Raw genomic sequence first — 17,320 nt, forward strand, 5'->3', positions numbered from 1 at the left:
TCTCTTCAGAGATCCAAATGTAGAACCGCCCGCGTTGCCTGAGAGCCAGGTTGTACTGACGATAATTATTTAGCGCGTAGGTATGCTTCTTAAAATGATGGCGTTTGGCGTCATTGTGTTTGTAAGGGTGTGTTAAACAGCGAACCGGAATGAAGAGCTGGTTATGATAACTGAACTCAGTGTTAATGGAATAATTGGATATTATCTGAGCGCTTCAACAAAGTCCTTTTTTGAGCGTGATACAGCAAAAGGTCTGCCAGTGGCAGACCTACGTTTTTACATTCATTCTTTTATGCGCATAATATTCTTACCGCATAAAAGAATAGAAAAAACAACTTTGATTGATAGCTATTATAAATGCTAGGCATCCCCAGGATCTTGCCGCTGATTATTCCAGCCCATAATGTTATAAACATCATATCTTATGTAGCCAATATACTCATGAAGTGCAAAATCGGTAACAGCAAAGTTATACCAAAGCGGAAGTAAAGATGGTTTTCCAGCCATGTAGTCAGATCTAACAGGAGTAGCAATAACGCCAAAATGTTTAAAGTAAAGTTCGCTACGACGCATGTGTAAACCCGATGAAACCAGCACAACATTATTAAATTTATTCATTTTAATGATCTTGCTGGTAAATTCTGCATTCTTCCAGGTATTCATACTGTTAGATTCAGTAATAATATCGTTAGCCTTAATTCCAAGTTTAACGAGCGCATGTTTATAAGCTTCCGCTTCTGAGATGCCGTTATTTTGAACATCACCACCACTGATGATGACTTTGCAGATTTGATTGGTAACTTCGCAGCTGTTGTATTGGCTAGCAGTTTCACTTATACGACTATATGAAAAGAATGTTGGTTCAATTATTTGGTGGTTCTTAATTTTTTGTGTTCCAGCCCCCAGTAAAACGATCGCATTCTTAGACGTCCAGTGTATAACTGGTTTTACCTCATAATTGACTTGTAGTCTTTCTAATAAGTACTGCGGGATTACGCCAGTACCAATAAATGCAAATATCACAACTAAAAAGAATGACAAACAGAAAGATGCCTTGCGCCATCTCATTAAATATACAAAAAAGATTAGTAGCAGTATTAGTGAAAGAGCAATAAAACTCATGAGAATCCTTTATAATTTACTTGATATTGAGACATTTTTATAATGTCAAACTGTATGGTAGGTACACGCTAAATGAACTTGATTATAGATACTTGTCGAACCAACTTAGCTCTTGTTTAACCACTGATTCAAAATGCTCGTCAGAGTAAACTTGATAATGCGTTGCACCTTGTTCAAGGTGTAGCTGTTTTGGCTCGTTGGACAGCTCAAATAGCTTCTGTGACTCACTTTCTGGGTTAATACCATCTTCGCCTGCAGCCACAATCAATAATGGTTTATTTAAATCAGCAAGAGCATTAACTGGTTTGTGGTTGATTGTTTCCCAAATAGTCAAAAATGGTATTTTGATAGTTAACGCTGGTAAGTCATCTTTAAACTGGTTAAAAAACTCAACAGATAGAGGATCGCTTAATACTTTGGCAATTGGAACCATCATCTCTTTGCCTGTTTTGGCTTTTTTATCGCGCATGCGTTCTAGCGTCGCGACGAACTTCGCTTTATCTTCAGCGGTCATTTCAGCGGTGATAACAGACTCACCATCTGCAAATGTTAGCTGAGCCACCACACATTGCACTTTAGGGGTTGGCTCGCTGCGATAATTGCATTCGCACCGCCAAAAGAGCTGCCCCAAAGCCCTATGCGATTAACGTCAATATTGACCTGATTCGTAGCCCAGTAAATGGCTGCATGAATGTCTTCAATTTGCAGTTCAGGAACCAAACGACCTGATTCTCCTTCACTTTCACCAAAACCACGATAGTCAAATGTTAGCGCCGCGTATCCTTGCTCGGCAAATCGCTTAGCATAAGCAGGAAGTAATAACTCTTTCACGCCACAAAAGCCATGACACAAAATGATAAGTGGATGTTGTTTTTTGGTAAGTATAAAGATGTCCAGAAATAGATAGCCCTTGAGATGCAAAATTAACCTTCTGATACATATTGATTTTCTCTTGTTAAATTTAAGATTCGATTTGAAAAATGCTTTATACACTAATTACGTTAATTATCTGTTCCGACCATAGGATGGGAAAATCTAGAACTGAGATTGAAAATGGTGGCAGATAATAATTCAATATTTTTGCCCTTATCTCGAGGCTTTGTTGCAGCACTAAAGCTACGTGGTCTTTTGATACGGTTAGGCGACCCGGTAGCTCTTGGGCATCCCGATGTGAGTAAAGCGATTTAAAATAGAACAACCGAGTAACATTTCCTTCGATTGATTTTCAAACTCTCTGCGGTGTAATGTATTGCCTATTATCTTCTTGTAACGTTGTATGGCAGTCTCTGAGATATTCCGTTTTCCATATTGCCGCACGCTCTGCCAACGGCTTTGTTGCACTACTAAAGCTTTGTGATCTTTTGATACGGTTAAGCGACCCGGTAGCTATTGGGCATCCCGAGGTGAGTAAAGCGATTTAAAATAGAACAACCGAGTAACATTTCCTTCGACTGATTTTCAAACTTTCTGCTGTGTAATGTATTGCCTATTATCTTCTTGTAACGTTGCATGGCAGTTTCTGAGATATTCCTTTTGCCGTATTGTCGCACGCTCTGCCAACCGATAATGCCAAGTGCGAAGCACCCTATCAGGTTGCTCATCCTCTTAGGTTGATGAACCTCATCAGCAAACGTATTGTCCTTCGGCGGAATAACAATCTCAGCATTCGGGAAGTTCTCTTCAAGCGTTTGGTATACCGCATTGGTGTCATACATTTTGTCGGCACTTACGTGCTCGGCATCCTCTGTGATGGACTCGCACAGAGCAGCGACAACCTGATCATCCATGTTTTTTTTATCGGTAAGGACTGCGCTTTGAATGAAGTGACCCTCATCAACAGCAAAGTGCGCCTTTCGCCAGCTTCGTTTTGCATTAACCTTATGTTTTTATTGATGCCATTCATCCTTTCCGAACCGCTTGAGTCCCATTGAATCAATGGCTATCGCTGCAATTTTGTCGTCTGATTTTTCATACTTTCTAAAGCGTGGCGTCGTGAGATTGAGCTGCTTCAGCCGCTTTGATAACAGCGTATAATCAGGGCATTGAAGGTTGTCCATGCCAAGCTTCATCAGTAAGTTTTCAATCAATCCCTGAGCTTGACGTAGAGGAAGCTTATACACCAATCGAATGTAGTGGCAGGCCTCGATGGTGCTGTCAGGATATTTAACAGAAGAGCCGGTACCATCATAAACGCGTTCATCGTGTTGCCAATTATGGATGATCTCTTCAGATATCCAAATGTCGAACCGCCCACGTTGCTTGAGAGCCTGATTGTACTCACGATAGTTATTTAACGCGTAGGTATGCTTCTTAAAATGATGGCGTTTGGCGTCATTGTGTTTGTAGGGCATGCGTTAAATAGCCAATCTGTATAAAGAGGTTGGCCATGATAACTGAACTCAGAGTTAATGGAATAATTGAGTATTATTTGAGCGCCTCAACAAAGTCATAAGCCAATGAGCAAGCATAAAAATACCCTCTTTCCTTGGGAAAAGAAGGTATTTTGAACCAACCACAGGATCATTCAACTGATCACGACATTCTTAACTGATCAGTGTTAGACCATGGGTCCCTTTTTTATTTGCTCATGATTCTGTCTGCGATAACAGTGCTGACATGGCGGCTTGATAGGTGACTTCCAGAGATTCCCGACTAGTTGCGGTGACGCCGAGATCCCGCAGAACGCCATTGTCGGTCCCGTAGATCCAGCCATGAATGGTGATATCCTGACCGCACTCCCAGGCCTGCTGCATGATGGTGGAATTGCCCAGGTTATAGACCTGCGTGGCAACATTGATTTCGCACATTTTATTATCTAATTCTTCGCGGGATAATGAGCCCAGATCACTACGATGTTTTAAATACAGGTCACGGATATGCAATAGCCAGTTATTGATCAGCCCCAATGGCGGATTTTCAATGGCTGCTGTTACCCCTCCGCAGCCGTAATGGCCACATATAATAATATGTTTGACCTTCAGGACGTCAACGGCATATTGAAGCACTGACAGGCAGTTTAAATCTGTGTGGACGACCTGGTTGGCAACATTACGGTGAACAAACAGTTCTCCTGAATCCAGGCCGGTCAGGCGCTCTGCAGGAACCCGGCTATCAGAACAGCCAATCCAGAGATATTCCGGGTATTGTGTTTCTGCCAGATGAGAAAAGAATTCTGGCATTTCTTCCTTAATGCTCTCCGACCAAGAGAGATTATTTGCGAATAACTGCTTAATATCTGCCATGATGATGCCTTAATCTGATAGATTCCTTAATATACACAAGCTGGACTGATAGCAAATCGGATTAGTTGTAAATTTTCTAACATTAATATGGTTGGCCATGGTAACTGAGTTCAACGTGTATAGAAAAATTGAGGGCTATTTGAGTGATTCAACAAAGCCCTCTTAGCGTTTCATAAAACGCGCTGTGCTTTTTGCCATAAGTTGTTGTTCAACATAAATGTCTGCTTCAACTTTATAGAGTGTTAAGTAGGAAGAGTTTATTTTCCCTCGAATAATAATATCCGCTGTGAGTGGGATCTCTGCAAGGTAGCGGATATTTATATCACCTGTTACAGCTTCAACACCTTGATTAAAAATCGCGTTGCACATACCGGCATCGAGTAACGCTGCAATAAAACCACCATGTAAAATGCCTTGATAACCTTGCTGATGTATACTCCCTTTAGCCTTTGCCCAAACGACACCCTCTTGATCATTATAAAAATCAAGTTTCAAACCAAAAGTTGATTGTGTGCCACATAACATACAGTGTTGATGGCTTTTTTGTTTATTCACTTTATCCAAGAGAAGCGTTGACTTGAATAAGTCGCATTTCTCAATCTCATTTTGTAAAAAACTTTTTTCCGGATTATTCATGTTTCACTCTTTTTTTGTGTTAGATCCTCAAGCCTCTTGTAAATGCGGGAATCAGCAAGTTACTCTGGAGTGCAAATCTTTCCCTGTCGTGCTGCTTGTACAGTTCGAAGTACTAACCAGCTCACAATAACTGACAGTAGTATCACCAACAGACGCGCCAGCCAGGTTAAACAAGGCTGTTGACTAAGTTCAGCCATCTTGATGGTAGCGATGGACAGAGCGGCTAGTGGAAAAGAGAAAGCCCAGGATGAGATAAAAAACGGCACACGCCAGAAGCGCATCGCATTGCAGCCCAGCAACATCGCCCAAAATAGCGCGCAGTAGTAGAGTAATCGGGCTCCGTTATCCAATCCGCCAATCAATCCGGTATACGAGATAAAACCGATTGATGGGGGGGCAAGCAAAATGAAATATGTTGGCGTCAGGCGAAATGCTAGTTGATCATGAAATAAGAGGCGATGCATAACAATGGTCAGGAGTACCAGCCAGAATAGCAGCCCAACACTGAAGAAGAACCAGCTGAGCTCTTCATAACCGAAATATATCCCGTTGATAGGAACCACTATGTTACCAACTACAGGAATGAACCAACCAGGATTGACATGTTCAATGGTGAAGTGACTGTGGTTGAGCCAGCTACTCATTACGTAAAGTGTTAATGCCAACTGCAACAACATGCCTGCGCTCCAGAGCGTCATGGCCAGCACGGGGATTGATTGCCAGAATACAGAGAGGAGCAGCATATTAACCGAAATCGTCGGGAAGAAATTTAGGCGCATGGGGTGATGTAATTCAGCACGGACTTCGTGTGTATGGCGAAGGGTTTTCCAACCGTACGCACCTAATAGAATGATGAAGAGTGCTGTGGCAAAAATACCAATGGAAAGAGAGATCCCATGTGCTAATTGTGATTCCTGAAAACTTTTCTCCCAGGCAATAGCCAATCCGGCTAGCCCCATGACGATTGAAAAGAGCGTGATGGGCAAATAGGCCACTCTTTTTTTCATTGGAGAGATACCTTCATGGGATATCGTCTCTGAGGGCTCTGTCATTACAGATGAAGACATGATGGATCCATTATTTTTTTTATAAGACTGATGTTAAAGAGACTCCCGGACTTTCTCAGGAGCCAAGTTATTATTTATGCTGTAAAGGCTCAGTTATCTAATACTGGTGGTATGACAACCACAGTTCCGCATATTTGTAAGCGATGATTAAACACACTTTGCCTTATGCTGCTTGGTCAGTTACCTGAGCGAAAACGGCAATAGATTAAACAGGAGTCTTGCGACAACAGCGGTGCCCCCTTGGCTCAGCATTGCCACATCTGCCATGGCCTCGGTCATGAGCATTATGACGACGGAATTCATGGTGATACCTTTCTTGTGCGGCATGGCCGTGACCATCAGTCCGCGACTGACAGCAGCGTCCTTGTTTGGATATGGACTCTCTATTGTGTCGACAACTACCCTCATTTTTCTTTACTTCATGATTGAGAGATGGACGTCCCTGATCGGCTTCAGTCAGAGTGATCAGCCCCGCAGCCTCCGGGTTGGCCAACTCTACTGTGCCGCGGCGACCAGAGTTGGTTTGAAAAACGGCAAGCCGGTGAGCAAGCAGCTTACCCAGCATCTGCTTACCTATATTACGTACGACGATGCGCTCAGCATGTTGCCGGATCAACAGTTCCAGCAAATCCTTTTTACCAGCACAATGGGAGTTGTGTACCGGATTGTCATGGCGGCTGACTTCCTCTCCTTGTTCATTGATAAACAAAAAATTCTCAGCCTTGGAAAAATGATTGGCGATACGATCTTCATTCATCGGAATTGCAGTGATCATGGTTTGTTACTCCTTTTTCTTCTTCGTGGTGCATGATGAGGGCCTTGCCCTGGGTAAGGCAGTCCATTACTTTGAAACGGGCTGATTTCAGAACATTGGCCAGGGTCTGCCGGGAGACGCCCATCTCGATAGCCGCTTCTTGTTGCTGCATTCTCAAGAGATCAACCAGTCTCAACGCCTCAAACTCATCATTGGCAAGTTGAACTTGCTCAAGCTGACTCATTGGGATCCGGTTGGGTTTAAAGCAACTATCAGCGGGGCGACCACAAATGTTTCTTGGGATTTTTGGTCTTGGCATGAGACCTCCTGTAATTGGCATATGCTATTTATACACCTGGTTATTGGCATATGCCAGAAATTTTTGTGTGATAAGTACAACCAATCATGCATTGAGGGACTGTCTCTCATGTTGAGTGCTTGTTATGAACGATGCACAAAAGGGAGTATCAGCGCGTGCATTGATGAGCAAATTTATCTTTTAAATTAGTAGGAAAGGCCGATATCAATGAGGGAATCTCAGGTAAGTACGGCATTGTTGCAACACTAAAACTTTGTGGTCTTTTGATACGGTTAGGCGACTCGGTAGCTATTGGGCATCCCGAGTTTAGTAAAGCGATTTAAAACAGAACAACCAAGTAACATTTCCTTTGACTGGTTTTCAATCTTTCTGCTGTGTAATGTATAGCCTATTATCTTCTTGTAACGTTGCATGGCAGTTTCTGAAATATTCCTTTTACCGTATTGCCGCACGCTCTGCCAACCTATAATGCCAAGTGCGAAGCAACCTATCAGGTTACTCATCCTCTTAGGGTGATGAACCTCATTGGCAAACGTATTGTCTTTCGACGGAATAACAATCTCAGCATTCGGGAAATGAGCGTCTAATGTCTGGTACACCGCATTGGTATCATACATTTTGTCGGCGCTTACGTGCTCCACACCCGTAATGATGGACTGACATAACGTCCCGACAACCTGATCATCCATCGTATTTTTATCTGTGAGGACTGCGCTTTGAATGAAGTGCCCCTCATCAACAGCGAAATGCGCCTTTCGCCAGCTTCGTTTAGCATTAACCTTATGTTTTTCTTGATGCCATTCATCCTTCCCTAACCGCTTGAGCCCCGTTGAATCAATGGCTATTGCTGCAATTTTGTCATCTGGCTTTTCATGCTTTCTAAATCGTGGCACCGTAAGATTAAGTTGCTTCAGCCGCTTTGACAGCAGCGTATAATCAGGGCATTGAAGGCTGGCCATGCCAAGCTTGGTCAGTAAACTTTCAATCAGCCCCTGGGCTTGACGTAAGGGAAGTTTATACACCAATCTGATGTAATGGCAGGCTTCAATGGTACTGTCAGGATACTTAACGGAAGAGCTGGTACCATCATAAACGCGTTCATCATGTTGCCAATGGTTGATGATCTCTTCAGATATCCAAATGTCGAACCGGCCGCGTTGCCTGAGAGCCTGGTTGTACTCTGTAGTTATGCTTCTTAAAATGATGGCGTTTGGCGTCATTATGTTTGTAGGGCATGTGTTAAACAGCTAACCGGAATGAAGGGATGGTCATGATAACTGAACTCAGTGCGAATGGAATAATTGAGCATTATCTGAGCGCTTCAACAAAGCCCTTCTGCATAGATTTCTTCAATTTCACGATAACTCAATTTGTAAGAGAGATAATACCGAACCAATTGAAGGATGATGTTTGGCGGAAAGTGGCGGCCTGAAAAATTGATAGTCATTGTGCGAGAAGTAGTGAGTGGTGACGGAGATCATAACTTACTACTCCAGCTTGCGACAGAACCAAGAATTTCAATATTTCTTACCATCAAGTATTTACAAGCTTTTTTTTTTGGTTCAAAACTAACACTAGTTGGTGAGGAGTAACGACAGGAATACACAGCGCTATCATACATTTCTTGCTGTAAAGATATGTTATTGGCCATTGAACAAAAGAAAATAGTTTTATCTTCAATGAAGTAAAAGCTAAGAACTCCACCACAACCAGAGCAATACCCATGCTTAATCATATTAAACTCGATGCATAAAAGTGTAATTACAAGTAAGTCTAGTTTATTTAAAATAATTTAGGTGTAAAAATCCCAGCCAGTAGACCCAAAAAAATAGAAATCATATATATCAAGGGATCGGTTAAGTTAAATTTAGGATAGTACATATCAATTGTGGAAAGCAGTAATGCAGTAGTCGATGTATAGAGAAAAAACCAAAAAAAAACAGTTTTCATATGATTCGCCAATAAAAAGATCATTAAAATTCAAGTTGTTATAGTGATGATGAGAGTGATGTATAAATCCTTATATAGGGTATCATACTATTTAAGTGCCAAGGTCATTTTCATTTTAAACATGAAACAAAGGATATTGCTGCAAATAATCAGAAAAGACAGATCTGCCTGATGACTTCTGCCTATCAGAAACTATGAACCACTTAACAGACATCAATGGCTTTCTTCAACAATCCTCACGTCGGTAATTTCCCAAGTAATGTAAATTCTTTTTTGTTACGCTGTCACTATTATTTTGTATCATGAAATATACACGATTATTCGTCTGTCCATTTGATTGATGTTAGAGATTAATTCTGAGGTGACAGCCACATAGATACCCTAAATTCATAACCTATCTGTCACAGACGGCATGGCATATATTATTTTGATTGATATTAGAATACCAATTGCTAATATCGATTAATTGGTTTTGTGTACTAATTTACTAGTTTTGATTGGTATTATTTATTAATGATAAAAACAGACTCTTAATGAGGATTTTTGTGGTTTGTACTTCAGCATAACTTTGCGACAAAACCTTAAATTGCCCAATGGCGGCCTTTTTTGTTGCTAGAGAGCAGAGTGTTTTGATTTAACAGGGTGAACAATGTTAAAGTGCTCTATCATATATGATAGGTTAGATGGTTGTAGAATGGCTTGGAAAGTGGACTTTTACTCAGGTGTAGAAGATGAAATATTATCTATGCCACCTAAGATTCAAGCTCGCATGATTAAATTACTCGAATTGATTGAGTTACATGGCGAAAATCTAGGTCCACCGCATACAGACTCTATGGGGGATGGTCTTTTTGAAATAAGAGCTAAGGCTCAAGAAGGTATAGGTAGAGGGTTGTTTTGCTATTTAAAAGGACAGCACGTTTACGTATTAAGGGCCTTTGTGAAAAAGTCGAATAAGACGCCAAAGAAAGAAATAGAGTTGGCCAGAGAGAGAATGAAAGAGGTGAAATTATGAGTTTATCTGCATTAAAAAAGAATGCTCTCCAGAATCCAGAAGTAAAGAAAGCTTATGATGATTTAGGTGCTGAGTTTGAATTGATTAGTTCTCTGATAACGATGAGAGAAGAGTCAGGGTTAACTCAAGATGAGGTCGCCGAAAGAATGGGGACAAAAGCTCCGAATATTTCGCGTTTGGAATCCGGCAGATCAAATCCCAGCCTTAAAACATTAGTTAGTTATGCCCAAGCATGCGGGTTTAAACTCGATCTAGGCTTCAAACATGCTTAATTGCCAAGTTAATTAAATATAACAACCGAAGTAAGAATCGCAAAAAGGCCACTAGGCTTAGTGACCTTTATTTACCATAGATTATGGCTATCTATCCAAGCATGATCATTACAGCTATAAAGTGAACAAAAAAGCCAACTAACATTGGAATACTCGTTCTCTTAATTACCTCAAAAGTTGTTAGCTTAGAGCCTCCAGCGGAAACAATGACACATGCAGCAACAGGGGAAGCGGCGCGTGCTAATGCTGATGCTTGTTGCATTGGAAGCATCATCGCAACAGGGTTGGCTCCCATTGAATGAGCAACGGCAGGAACGATGTCAACAAATGATAAGAAAGCAGCATTACCAGACCCCATTACTAAAGCAGATAATCCAACAACGACGGCAAATACGAATGTCAGTGCTAAAGCTGGCATCCCCGCCCCTTGTGCTGAACTGATTAAGTTACTAATAGCACCTGTTGATTGAATCCCATAAGCGAAAACGCCAGCGGCGACTAACAAGAAAACAACGCTAGTCATAGCATTACCGCATCCCTTCATAAAAGAACCAAAACAATCTAGAGATTCTTTAAGAGAACGCGATCTTACTCCCTCAAATGCTAATGAGATAAATACTGAGATAAGAACAATCGTCACAACATCAAGATGAATTGAACTAATTACAAGCTTGCTAAATACAATTGCAGCGATAATAGGAAGCATAGGAAGTATCGCGTAAACACCTGGCGCCTTGTTTCCATCATCATCACTATTCGTAATAACATCTGCTCCAGTGACATACCCCTCTTTCTTATCTTGATATGACTGCCATACGACATGAGCAATACCAACAGCAACGATTGCAATAGCACTTGTTGGAGCTTGATATGATAGGTAATCCATTAAGCCCATCCCAACTGATTCGCTTGCCTTTATCGCATCAACGCCCAAAGGGGTAAGTGTCAGCCCCAATGTAGACGCTATTACCCCCGCAGAAGAAGCGCGCGAAATACCCAGTCCCGTCAGTATTGGGTATAACGTTACCATCAGTAAAACAGCTAGTGCTGTAGCACTAGGAATTGCTAACTGCAAAGATGCACCAATAATGTAGCCAAAGAATAAGAGAATATTTTTATTTTTTACACACGATAAGGGTTTAACTGCCAGCCTAACAATAACGGCGTCTGCTTTAATCCTAGTCATAAGCTCAGCAAAGCCCATTAGCACCATGATAGTGAGGCCTAAGCCTCCAGCTCGGTATCCAAGCATGTAGCTAATAAACTTAAATGGGTCAAAGGTCGATAAATTAGTTGATGTCACGTTAGCAGGAAGGACATCTCCCCAACCAAATATCCCAGTACAGCTCATCAAAGCTAACCCTGCGATAAATAATATTGCTTCTGTTTTGTATCCTTTGAGGATCAGCTTGGCTGCAAGGATAATAACAATGAGTACAGCGATGATTGCAGCCATGCTTATTTATCCTCAGCAATAGTCATAATGATAGTTTGAACCACATTAGATGCTGCCAGTAATGATGGTACTGGTAGATATTCGCAGATTGAATGGAAGTTATGAGCACCAGTAAAGATATTGGGACATGGGATCCCATTTGCAGAAAAAACAGCGCCATCATACCCACCTCGCATTGGTATCACTTTCATTTCAATGCCATTTTTAATGTAGGCTTGTTCAGCTAACGAGATAGCCATATTGCCAATCGTATTGTTGAGATAGTTTGATACATTCTCATAGCGATCTGAAATATTATAGGTAAGCGTACCATCACCATATAGATTATTGAATGATCTACATGCTTGATCAATAAAGCATTTACGGTCTAAGTAACCTTCTTTAGTAAAATCACGAATATCGATATTAAGAACCGTTTTTGCTGAATTTCCATCTAATTTCTTCATCCAGTAGTAACCATCTCTACCTTCTGTATTCTCAGGCGTTTCAAGCCGTGGGAAATAAGTGATGAATTGCTGAGCCATCAATAATGAGTTCTTTAAATTACCCTTTGAGTTCATTGGGTGAGCGCTTTTACCATGGAAAGTGATGACAGCATTACCTGCATTCCAGTTTTCTTTAACAAATTCCCCAATTCCACAACAATCTAACGTATATCCAAAGTCAGCAAAATCTGGCGTATTGAAGGCATTAGCACCTAATAATCCTTGTTCTTCATCAGGAACAAAAGCGACACTGACTTTGCCATGTTTAATTGAAGGGGTGGAAGTAATGACTTCTAAGGCATTCATGATAGCGGCTATTGCCGCTTTATCATCAGCCCCAAGTAAACTCGTCCCATCAGTGACAAATATCTCCTGTCCAATATAGTTATTTAGCTCTGGATTATCTTTAATCGTAAGAACTTCGCCGTGGCCTAACTTGATATAACCACCTTGATAGTTCACAAGCTTTGCGTGTGTATCTCCAATATGCTCACTTGATGTATCAAGGTGACCAAAGAACGCTACCGATGGAAGTTCATCACCACAATTAGATGGAAGTGTCGCTGTAACAATCCCATTATCTCGATGCTCTATATTTGTGATCCCCTGCATCTCATTGAGCTCTTTGACAATAAGCTTACCTAGCTCAATCTGACCTAAAGATGATGGCATGACACCCGCAGAGCCAGCAATTTGATTCGTCGTTGTATTAATTCGTGTGTACTGAAGGAAGCGTGTTTTTAAATCCATTGTTTTGTCTTATATCATTAAATAATAACCATTATATTCATAAGGGTATAGGCAACTTATAATGTGTATTTGTAATGATTATTCTTGTATGCATTACAAATAATCATATATGGTTTTTTTTGTGACATTTCTTCCATAAGTTGAATGATATATCTAACTTTTTATAATTGTGGAAAATTAGATTGATTATTTACATTTGGCTATCGCTATACGCTTGTGGATAAAACTAGCGATATGACGCTAGTCTTAAAAAGCTACATTGTTATTACGCTGTCACTGTTATTTTGTGTTATGAAATATACACGATTATTCGTCTGTCCATTTGATTGATGTTAGAGACTAATTCTGAGGTGACTGCCACATAGATACTCTAAATTCATAACCTATGTGTCACAGACGGCATGGCATACATAAATGGCATTTAGATTGACTATTAATTATCTTTGAATCATCGGTGAAAATAATTAATTGATTTTACCGATTAAATTCATGGCTTTGATTGGCATTGTTTGTTTTCAGGCAAAAACAGACTTTTAACGATGATTTGCGTGTGGACTCAAGGAAGAATAATTAGAATATGTAAATTGGCCAAAACTGTTGCTAATTTACAGGCTGTTTTGAAGGCATACTGCTTTGATCTGTTCTCAGAAATAGCATCTACAAGCCTTTAAGGTGTTCTGATGAGAATTTTGAGAGCTAAAGTTGGCTATTGAATGTAATGGGAATAATGAGTTTATATTTTTTAAACAAAAAAATACCGTTGTTAATACGGCATTTTTTGTTTGAAACTTATTTACGAGGCTTTCCTGCATCTGAACGTTTTTTCCGGATGCTACCATCATTATTACGATCTCTCGGTTGCTCACCACCGCCCGGTTTAGGAACGTTTACGTGTGGGTTTATTGGTCTTCTATCTGCTGTCATATATGCCCCTTTTTTAGAGTTGAATAACAGCCATTATATTAATCTTGTTGAGTATGTATCATCAAGCATTTAGTGTTATTTTTTCTGTATTGAACGTTAAATGATAATGCTAGTTCGTGGGGCTTAATGCAAATAATCAGATAAGGCAGATCTACCCAGTGATGGGCTTAATGATTACTGGTAAACAACCTCAACATTGAAGAGACTATTCATAAAGGCGGATCTCTCCCGCACAAGGGTTTTACGTTCATCATGACGAAGCCAGAAATCAAACTGGCCTTTGTTCAACATCCGTAATGATTCGAATCCCTGGATGGTTGACCAAGCTCGCTTTCGTATTTTGAAACCGCCGGTGGCTACAACGAGCTTCTTGATGGGGGCGTGATCGGACTCGATGCCATTATTGAGGCACTTAACTTGCCGCTGCTCGACATCCGCTCGCAGTCGTCCCTCCTTCTTCAAGCGGGCAATCGCATTGGCGTATGAGGAATGTTTGTCCGTGTTTAACGATCTACGTCGTAATATCTCAGGCAGCGCCTAAGGAACTGATACGCGGCTTCTTTATTACGTTTGTGGGAAAAATAGAAATCCAGTGTCTCGCCTTGCTTATTGATGGCACGATAAAGGTAGTGCCATTTCCCCTTTACTTTTACGTAGGTTTCATCGATCTGCCACGTTGAGTCTGACCGGATGAATTGATGGCGACGTAACTTCTTGCGTAATGCCGGGGCATACTCAATGAACCAACGATAAATGGTCGAACGATTAACCGAAATCCCTCGCTCTGCCAGCATGTCGCTGAGGTTCGCGTAGCTCATTGGGGTCGAACCATACCAATGAAGGCACCAAAGAATGATCTCAGGGGCAAAGTGTTTCCATTTAAATTCGTGGTTGGTCATTGAGTTGCTAGATTAGATGGGAAAGACGGAATTCTGAGTCTTGGCTGAATTTTTTGCAACAAGCCCAAAACCCCTTTAAGTATCAACATTAATCACCAATGTGATTTTATTTAAATCATTCAGGAATAATTGATGTACAAGGTTACAAGGATCTATTTTTTGCTCAAGACGCTGTTTTATATCTGATGCATCTTGATAGATTTTCTTACTTAGCTCATCACCTTTCATATACATGATACGAGATGCAGCTGTTGCTAAGCTAGCATATGACATAAAGGGGAGAACAAGTGAGCCCTTACCATGTTCTATTTTTATCCACCCTTCGGCTTCTAGCACTTTACAGGCAGATCTTAAAGTACAAAGACTAACACCAATAGTTTTAGACAGATCTTTTTGACTTGGTAAAAAAAAACCTTCAGCATAAACACTATTAATAATACATTCGATAATATAGTTTTTGGTTGTTACCACAGGTAGTTCAAGCATATATATCACTAAATCAGTCTTTAAACACTGTCGAATTACCCCCCTAAAGAGGCCTCGAGGAAATATAAAATAAATTAAAAAAAGCTCATTCAAAAAATGAGAATGAGCTGATATAAATTTGTACGTCTGCAAAGATAGATTATAGCACTGGTCATACCAGGGTGCAGGATTTTTTAATTAAAATCCTACGTCGACCTCAAAAAAGGGCTTTGGTCAACATGGCCTACCAGAGAAAGTGGTGATTGATATGATGCCATTCCAACGCGTTGGAATGGCATCATATCAATGTTGGACTTTGGAATAACGGGGACATGCTGAATCTAATTGAAATCCTTTCAATCAAGTATCTGAATAATATCGTCGAACAAAGCCACCGCAGGGTGAAAGGGAAAATGAACCAATGTTTAGGATGGAAATCAAATGAAGGAGCAAGAGTCACTCTCTCTGACATGGATCTGTGGTCGATGATTAAAAAAGGTCAGCTCGATAACCCTGAATGTTTATCTGTTTGGGATGAATTTTACGCGCTTGCAGCCTAATTATATTTGGAAATCAGTACGTTTGTATTTCGTAATAACTTTGCGACACAACCAAGATTTGCGAGATGATGGGTATCTCAAAACCAACACTCTACAAATATATCGAATCGGCCAAAGGCAAATGATCGAAGCTGGCATCTTGCCCTTATTACTACCTTATTTTCAGACAGAACCTTGCGAGGGTAGATACTCAAGCAAGGTTAATTAGTATTAGAAAAGTAAGTTATTCATTAAGTCAATGTAAAATATTCTTATGACCCTGCAAATAATGCCATAAAACTGTCATGGGACACATGGTCGTTCCTTTGTAAAAAGACCTTTCTAGTGAGTGGCGCAGAGAAAATTAATTCCTTTTTTTGCGAGCGTGAGATTCGTTTACGGCAGTGTTGACCATCTTTCCAAACGCTTTATCTTTGGCCCGTTTTTCTGCTAAGGTTGCACTGTTAAATGCCTGTTCTCGCATTAACTTCTGGTAGTTATTGAAGCGACGTTGATCAAGTGAGCTATCCTCAATCGCAGCCTGTACCGCGCAGCTAGGCTCTCGCTCATGGCGACAATTGTTAAAGCGGCACTGCTGAGCCAGTGCTTCAATCTCACTAAAGGTCTCTTTTAGGCCATCCTCACAATCGCTTAATTGCAGCTCGCGCATCCCTGGGGTATCCATTAGCAATCCACCCTGAGGCAGCCATTTGATAGCGCGATAGGTGGTGGTGTGACGGCCTTTGCTGTCGTCTTCACGAATCCCACCTGTCTCCATTACCTGCTGACCCAGCAAGCCGTTGACCAAGGTAGATTTGCCAACCCCCGACGAGCCGAGTAGCGCCACCGTCTTCCCCGATTTGCAGTAGCCAGACAACTCTTTGATATGTTCGCTATCAAGGGCATTAAGGGCGTGTACCAACAATAGAGGATCCAAGGCCTGCACCTGTTGACGTTTTTCATCCGCATCTGCACATTGATCGAGCTTTGTCAGCACTACTATTGGCTCTACCTCAGCCTCTTTGGCAATCGCAAGATAGCGCTCGATACGGTTAAGATTAAAATCATCGTTTAATGAACAGACAATAAACACACTGTCGAGGTTGGCTGCAATCAACTGCGAATCGACCTTAGTACCTGCAGCTTTACGCTGAAACAGTGACTGGCGTTCAAGTGGCCGCACCAAGCGTAGCGACTCATCGAATAGTATCCAATCGCCCACACAAACACGCTCGCTATTTGGCGTTTGTGTCAGGTTTAGCGCGCCCTGCTCGCTCATTGCCACCACGTGGCTACGATGCTGCTCGATAATACGGCCAAGGGTTAGGCTATTTAGCTCATCCAGGCTAAGCTGCTGTTGGAAAAAAGGGCGAAACCCTAGCTCGATTAGTGATGGGTTACTCATGGGTTACTCATTTTAATACC

The 17,320-nt window shown here is 41.2% G+C and carries 17 protein-coding genes and 4 pseudogenes; 3 read left to right on the forward strand and 18 right to left on the reverse strand.

Translation table 11 applies throughout. The features are described from left to right. Positions 1-360: 360 nt before the first annotated feature. The 12 genes and pseudogenes from C9J12_RS26445 to C9J12_RS26490 form a co-directional block, all read right to left on the reverse strand. Entirely contained in the window at positions 361-1,122 is a 762-nt protein-coding gene (locus tag C9J12_RS26445; RefSeq protein ID WP_107245673.1) for a YdcF family protein, read from the reverse strand. Positions 1,123-1,204: 82 nt separating this feature from the next. Next, complete coding sequence (locus tag C9J12_RS31260; RefSeq protein WP_227876473.1) at positions 1,205-1,684, reverse strand: alpha/beta hydrolase family protein; 480 nt, start codon at positions 1,682-1,684, stop codon at positions 1,205-1,207. Beyond that, positions 1,672-2,115 carry an alpha/beta hydrolase gene (locus C9J12_RS31540; protein ID WP_227876474.1) on the reverse strand — a complete coding sequence of 148 codons (444 nt, stop codon included), beginning with the start codon at positions 2,113-2,115 and terminating at the stop codon, positions 1,672-1,674. The genes C9J12_RS31260 and C9J12_RS31540 overlap by 13 nt, the downstream gene beginning before the upstream one ends. 377 nt (positions 2,116-2,492) lie before the next feature. After that, positions 2,493-2,993, reverse strand: a pseudogene (locus tag C9J12_RS31270) (transposase); the annotation flags it as partial. 15 nt (positions 2,994-3,008) lie between these two features. Next, positions 3,009-3,473 carry a transposase gene (locus C9J12_RS31275; RefSeq protein ID WP_227876475.1) on the reverse strand — a complete coding sequence of 155 codons (465 nt, stop codon included), beginning with the start codon at positions 3,471-3,473 and terminating at the stop codon, positions 3,009-3,011. Positions 3,474-3,707: 234 nt separating this feature from the next. Further along, on the reverse strand, positions 3,708-4,364 hold the full coding sequence (can, locus tag C9J12_RS26460; RefSeq protein ID WP_107245676.1) for a carbonate dehydratase: 657 nt from the start codon (positions 4,362-4,364) through the stop codon (positions 3,708-3,710). A gap of 162 nt (positions 4,365-4,526) precedes the next feature. Then, a complete protein-coding gene (locus tag C9J12_RS26465; protein WP_107245678.1) occupies positions 4,527-5,000 on the reverse strand; it encodes a PaaI family thioesterase in 474 nt (157 codons plus the stop codon). Between the two features lie 59 nt (positions 5,001-5,059). Beyond that, positions 5,060-6,067: an SLAC1 anion channel family protein gene (locus C9J12_RS26470; protein WP_227876476.1), complete on the reverse strand. Its 1,008-nt coding sequence runs from the start codon at positions 6,065-6,067 to the stop codon at positions 5,060-5,062. Between the two features lie 205 nt (positions 6,068-6,272). Continuing rightward, positions 6,273-6,842 carry a NifB/NifX family molybdenum-iron cluster-binding protein gene (locus C9J12_RS26475; protein WP_107245681.1) on the reverse strand — a complete coding sequence of 190 codons (570 nt, stop codon included), beginning with the start codon at positions 6,840-6,842 and terminating at the stop codon, positions 6,273-6,275. Next, positions 6,817-7,140 (reverse strand): DUF134 domain-containing protein, encoded by a 324-nt coding sequence (locus tag C9J12_RS26480; RefSeq protein ID WP_107245684.1) that lies wholly within the window; start codon positions 7,138-7,140, stop codon positions 6,817-6,819. Before C9J12_RS26480 ends, C9J12_RS26475 begins: the two co-directional genes overlap by 26 nt. A gap of 272 nt (positions 7,141-7,412) precedes the next feature. After that, positions 7,413-8,360 carry an IS5 family transposase gene (locus tag C9J12_RS26485; RefSeq protein ID WP_227876477.1) on the reverse strand — a complete coding sequence of 316 codons (948 nt, stop codon included), beginning with the start codon at positions 8,358-8,360 and terminating at the stop codon, positions 7,413-7,415. A 113-nt stretch (positions 8,361-8,473) separates the two neighbouring features. Continuing rightward, positions 8,474-8,587: pseudogene (locus C9J12_RS26490) on the reverse strand (IS6 family transposase); the annotation flags it as partial. A gap of 1,197 nt (positions 8,588-9,784) precedes the next feature. Here C9J12_RS26490 and C9J12_RS26500 point away from each other — a divergent pair. Both C9J12_RS26500 and C9J12_RS26505 read left to right on the forward strand, forming a co-directional pair. Continuing rightward, the gene (locus C9J12_RS26500; RefSeq protein WP_107245688.1) at positions 9,785-10,105 is read left to right on the forward strand and encodes a type II toxin-antitoxin system RelE/ParE family toxin; all 321 of its coding nucleotides are present in this window, start codon (positions 9,785-9,787) and stop codon (positions 10,103-10,105) included. Then, complete coding sequence (locus C9J12_RS26505) at positions 10,102-10,377, forward strand: helix-turn-helix domain-containing protein (protein WP_011220380.1); 276 nt, start codon at positions 10,102-10,104, stop codon at positions 10,375-10,377. Before C9J12_RS26500 ends, C9J12_RS26505 begins: the two co-directional genes overlap by 4 nt. Before the next feature lie 91 nt (positions 10,378-10,468). Here C9J12_RS26505 and dcuC read toward each other — a convergent pair whose 3' ends face one another. The 5 genes and pseudogenes from dcuC to C9J12_RS26525 form a co-directional block, all read right to left on the reverse strand. Continuing rightward, positions 10,469-11,833 carry a C4-dicarboxylate transporter DcuC gene (gene dcuC / locus C9J12_RS26510; protein ID WP_107245691.1) on the reverse strand — a complete coding sequence of 455 codons (1,365 nt, stop codon included), beginning with the start codon at positions 11,831-11,833 and terminating at the stop codon, positions 10,469-10,471. Positions 11,834-11,835: 2 nt separating this feature from the next. Next, positions 11,836-13,068 (reverse strand): peptidase T, encoded by a 1,233-nt coding sequence (pepT, locus tag C9J12_RS26515; RefSeq protein ID WP_107245695.1) that lies wholly within the window; start codon positions 13,066-13,068, stop codon positions 11,836-11,838. Between the two features lie 789 nt (positions 13,069-13,857). Beyond that, positions 13,858-13,992, reverse strand: coding sequence for a hypothetical protein (locus tag C9J12_RS31485; protein ID WP_265416168.1), 135 nt, complete (start codon positions 13,990-13,992; stop codon positions 13,858-13,860). A gap of 174 nt (positions 13,993-14,166) precedes the next feature. Beyond that, positions 14,167-14,891, reverse strand: a pseudogene (locus C9J12_RS26520) (IS6 family transposase). A 75-nt stretch (positions 14,892-14,966) separates the two neighbouring features. Continuing rightward, entirely contained in the window at positions 14,967-15,377 is a 411-nt protein-coding gene (locus tag C9J12_RS26525) for a winged helix-turn-helix domain-containing protein (RefSeq protein WP_107245698.1), read from the reverse strand. 202 nt (positions 15,378-15,579) lie between these two features. Between C9J12_RS26525 and C9J12_RS31650 the strand changes: the two are divergent. After that, a pseudogene (locus C9J12_RS31650) lies at positions 15,580-15,772 on the forward strand (IS6 family transposase); the annotation flags it as partial. A 487-nt stretch (positions 15,773-16,259) separates the two neighbouring features. On the opposite strand, the gene rsgA reads toward C9J12_RS31650, so the two are convergent. Further along, positions 16,260-17,300: a ribosome small subunit-dependent GTPase A gene (gene rsgA, locus C9J12_RS26540; protein ID WP_107245704.1), complete on the reverse strand. Its 1,041-nt coding sequence runs from the start codon at positions 17,298-17,300 to the stop codon at positions 16,260-16,262. Positions 17,301-17,320: the final 20 nt, after the last annotated feature.

This window comes from Photobacterium frigidiphilum (genome assembly GCF_003025615.1).
In the GTDB taxonomy this organism is placed as follows: Bacteria; Pseudomonadota; Gammaproteobacteria; order Enterobacterales; family Vibrionaceae; genus Photobacterium; species Photobacterium frigidiphilum.

Coding starts and splice junctions, on each gene's coding strand:
- C9J12_RS26445 (WP_107245673.1), bottom strand. CDS start 1,122: ATGAGTTTTATTGCTCTTTCACTAATACTGCTACTAATCTTTTTTGTA.
- C9J12_RS31275 (WP_227876475.1), bottom strand. CDS start 3,473: ATGCCCTACAAACACAATGACGCCAAACGCCATCATTTTAAGAAGCAT.
- can (WP_107245676.1), bottom strand. CDS start 4,364: ATGGCAGATATTAAGCAGTTATTCGCAAATAATCTCTCTTGGTCGGAG.
- C9J12_RS26465 (WP_107245678.1), bottom strand. CDS start 5,000: ATGAATAATCCGGAAAAAAGTTTTTTACAAAATGAGATTGAGAAATGC.
- C9J12_RS26470 (WP_227876476.1), bottom strand. CDS start 6,067: ATGTCTTCATCTGTAATGACAGAGCCCTCAGAGACGATATCCCATGAA.
- C9J12_RS26475 (WP_107245681.1), bottom strand. CDS start 6,842: ATGATCACTGCAATTCCGATGAATGAAGATCGTATCGCCAATCATTTT.
- C9J12_RS26480 (WP_107245684.1), bottom strand. CDS start 7,140: ATGCCAAGACCAAAAATCCCAAGAAACATTTGTGGTCGCCCCGCTGAT.
- C9J12_RS26485 (WP_227876477.1), bottom strand. CDS start 8,360: ATGACGCCAAACGCCATCATTTTAAGAAGCATAACTACAGAGTACAAC.
- C9J12_RS26500 (WP_107245688.1), top strand. CDS start 9,785: ATGGCTTGGAAAGTGGACTTTTACTCAGGTGTAGAAGATGAAATATTA.
- C9J12_RS26505 (WP_011220380.1), top strand. CDS start 10,102: ATGAGTTTATCTGCATTAAAAAAGAATGCTCTCCAGAATCCAGAAGTA.
- dcuC (WP_107245691.1), bottom strand. CDS start 11,833: ATGGCTGCAATCATCGCTGTACTCATTGTTATTATCCTTGCAGCCAAG.
- pepT (WP_107245695.1), bottom strand. CDS start 13,068: ATGGATTTAAAAACACGCTTCCTTCAGTACACACGAATTAATACAACG.
- C9J12_RS31485 (WP_265416168.1), bottom strand. CDS start 13,992: ATGACAGCAGATAGAAGACCAATAAACCCACACGTAAACGTTCCTAAA.
- C9J12_RS26525 (WP_107245698.1), bottom strand. CDS start 15,377: ATGCTTGAACTACCTGTGGTAACAACCAAAAACTATATTATCGAATGT.
- rsgA (WP_107245704.1), bottom strand. CDS start 17,300: ATGAGTAACCCATCACTAATCGAGCTAGGGTTTCGCCCTTTTTTCCAA.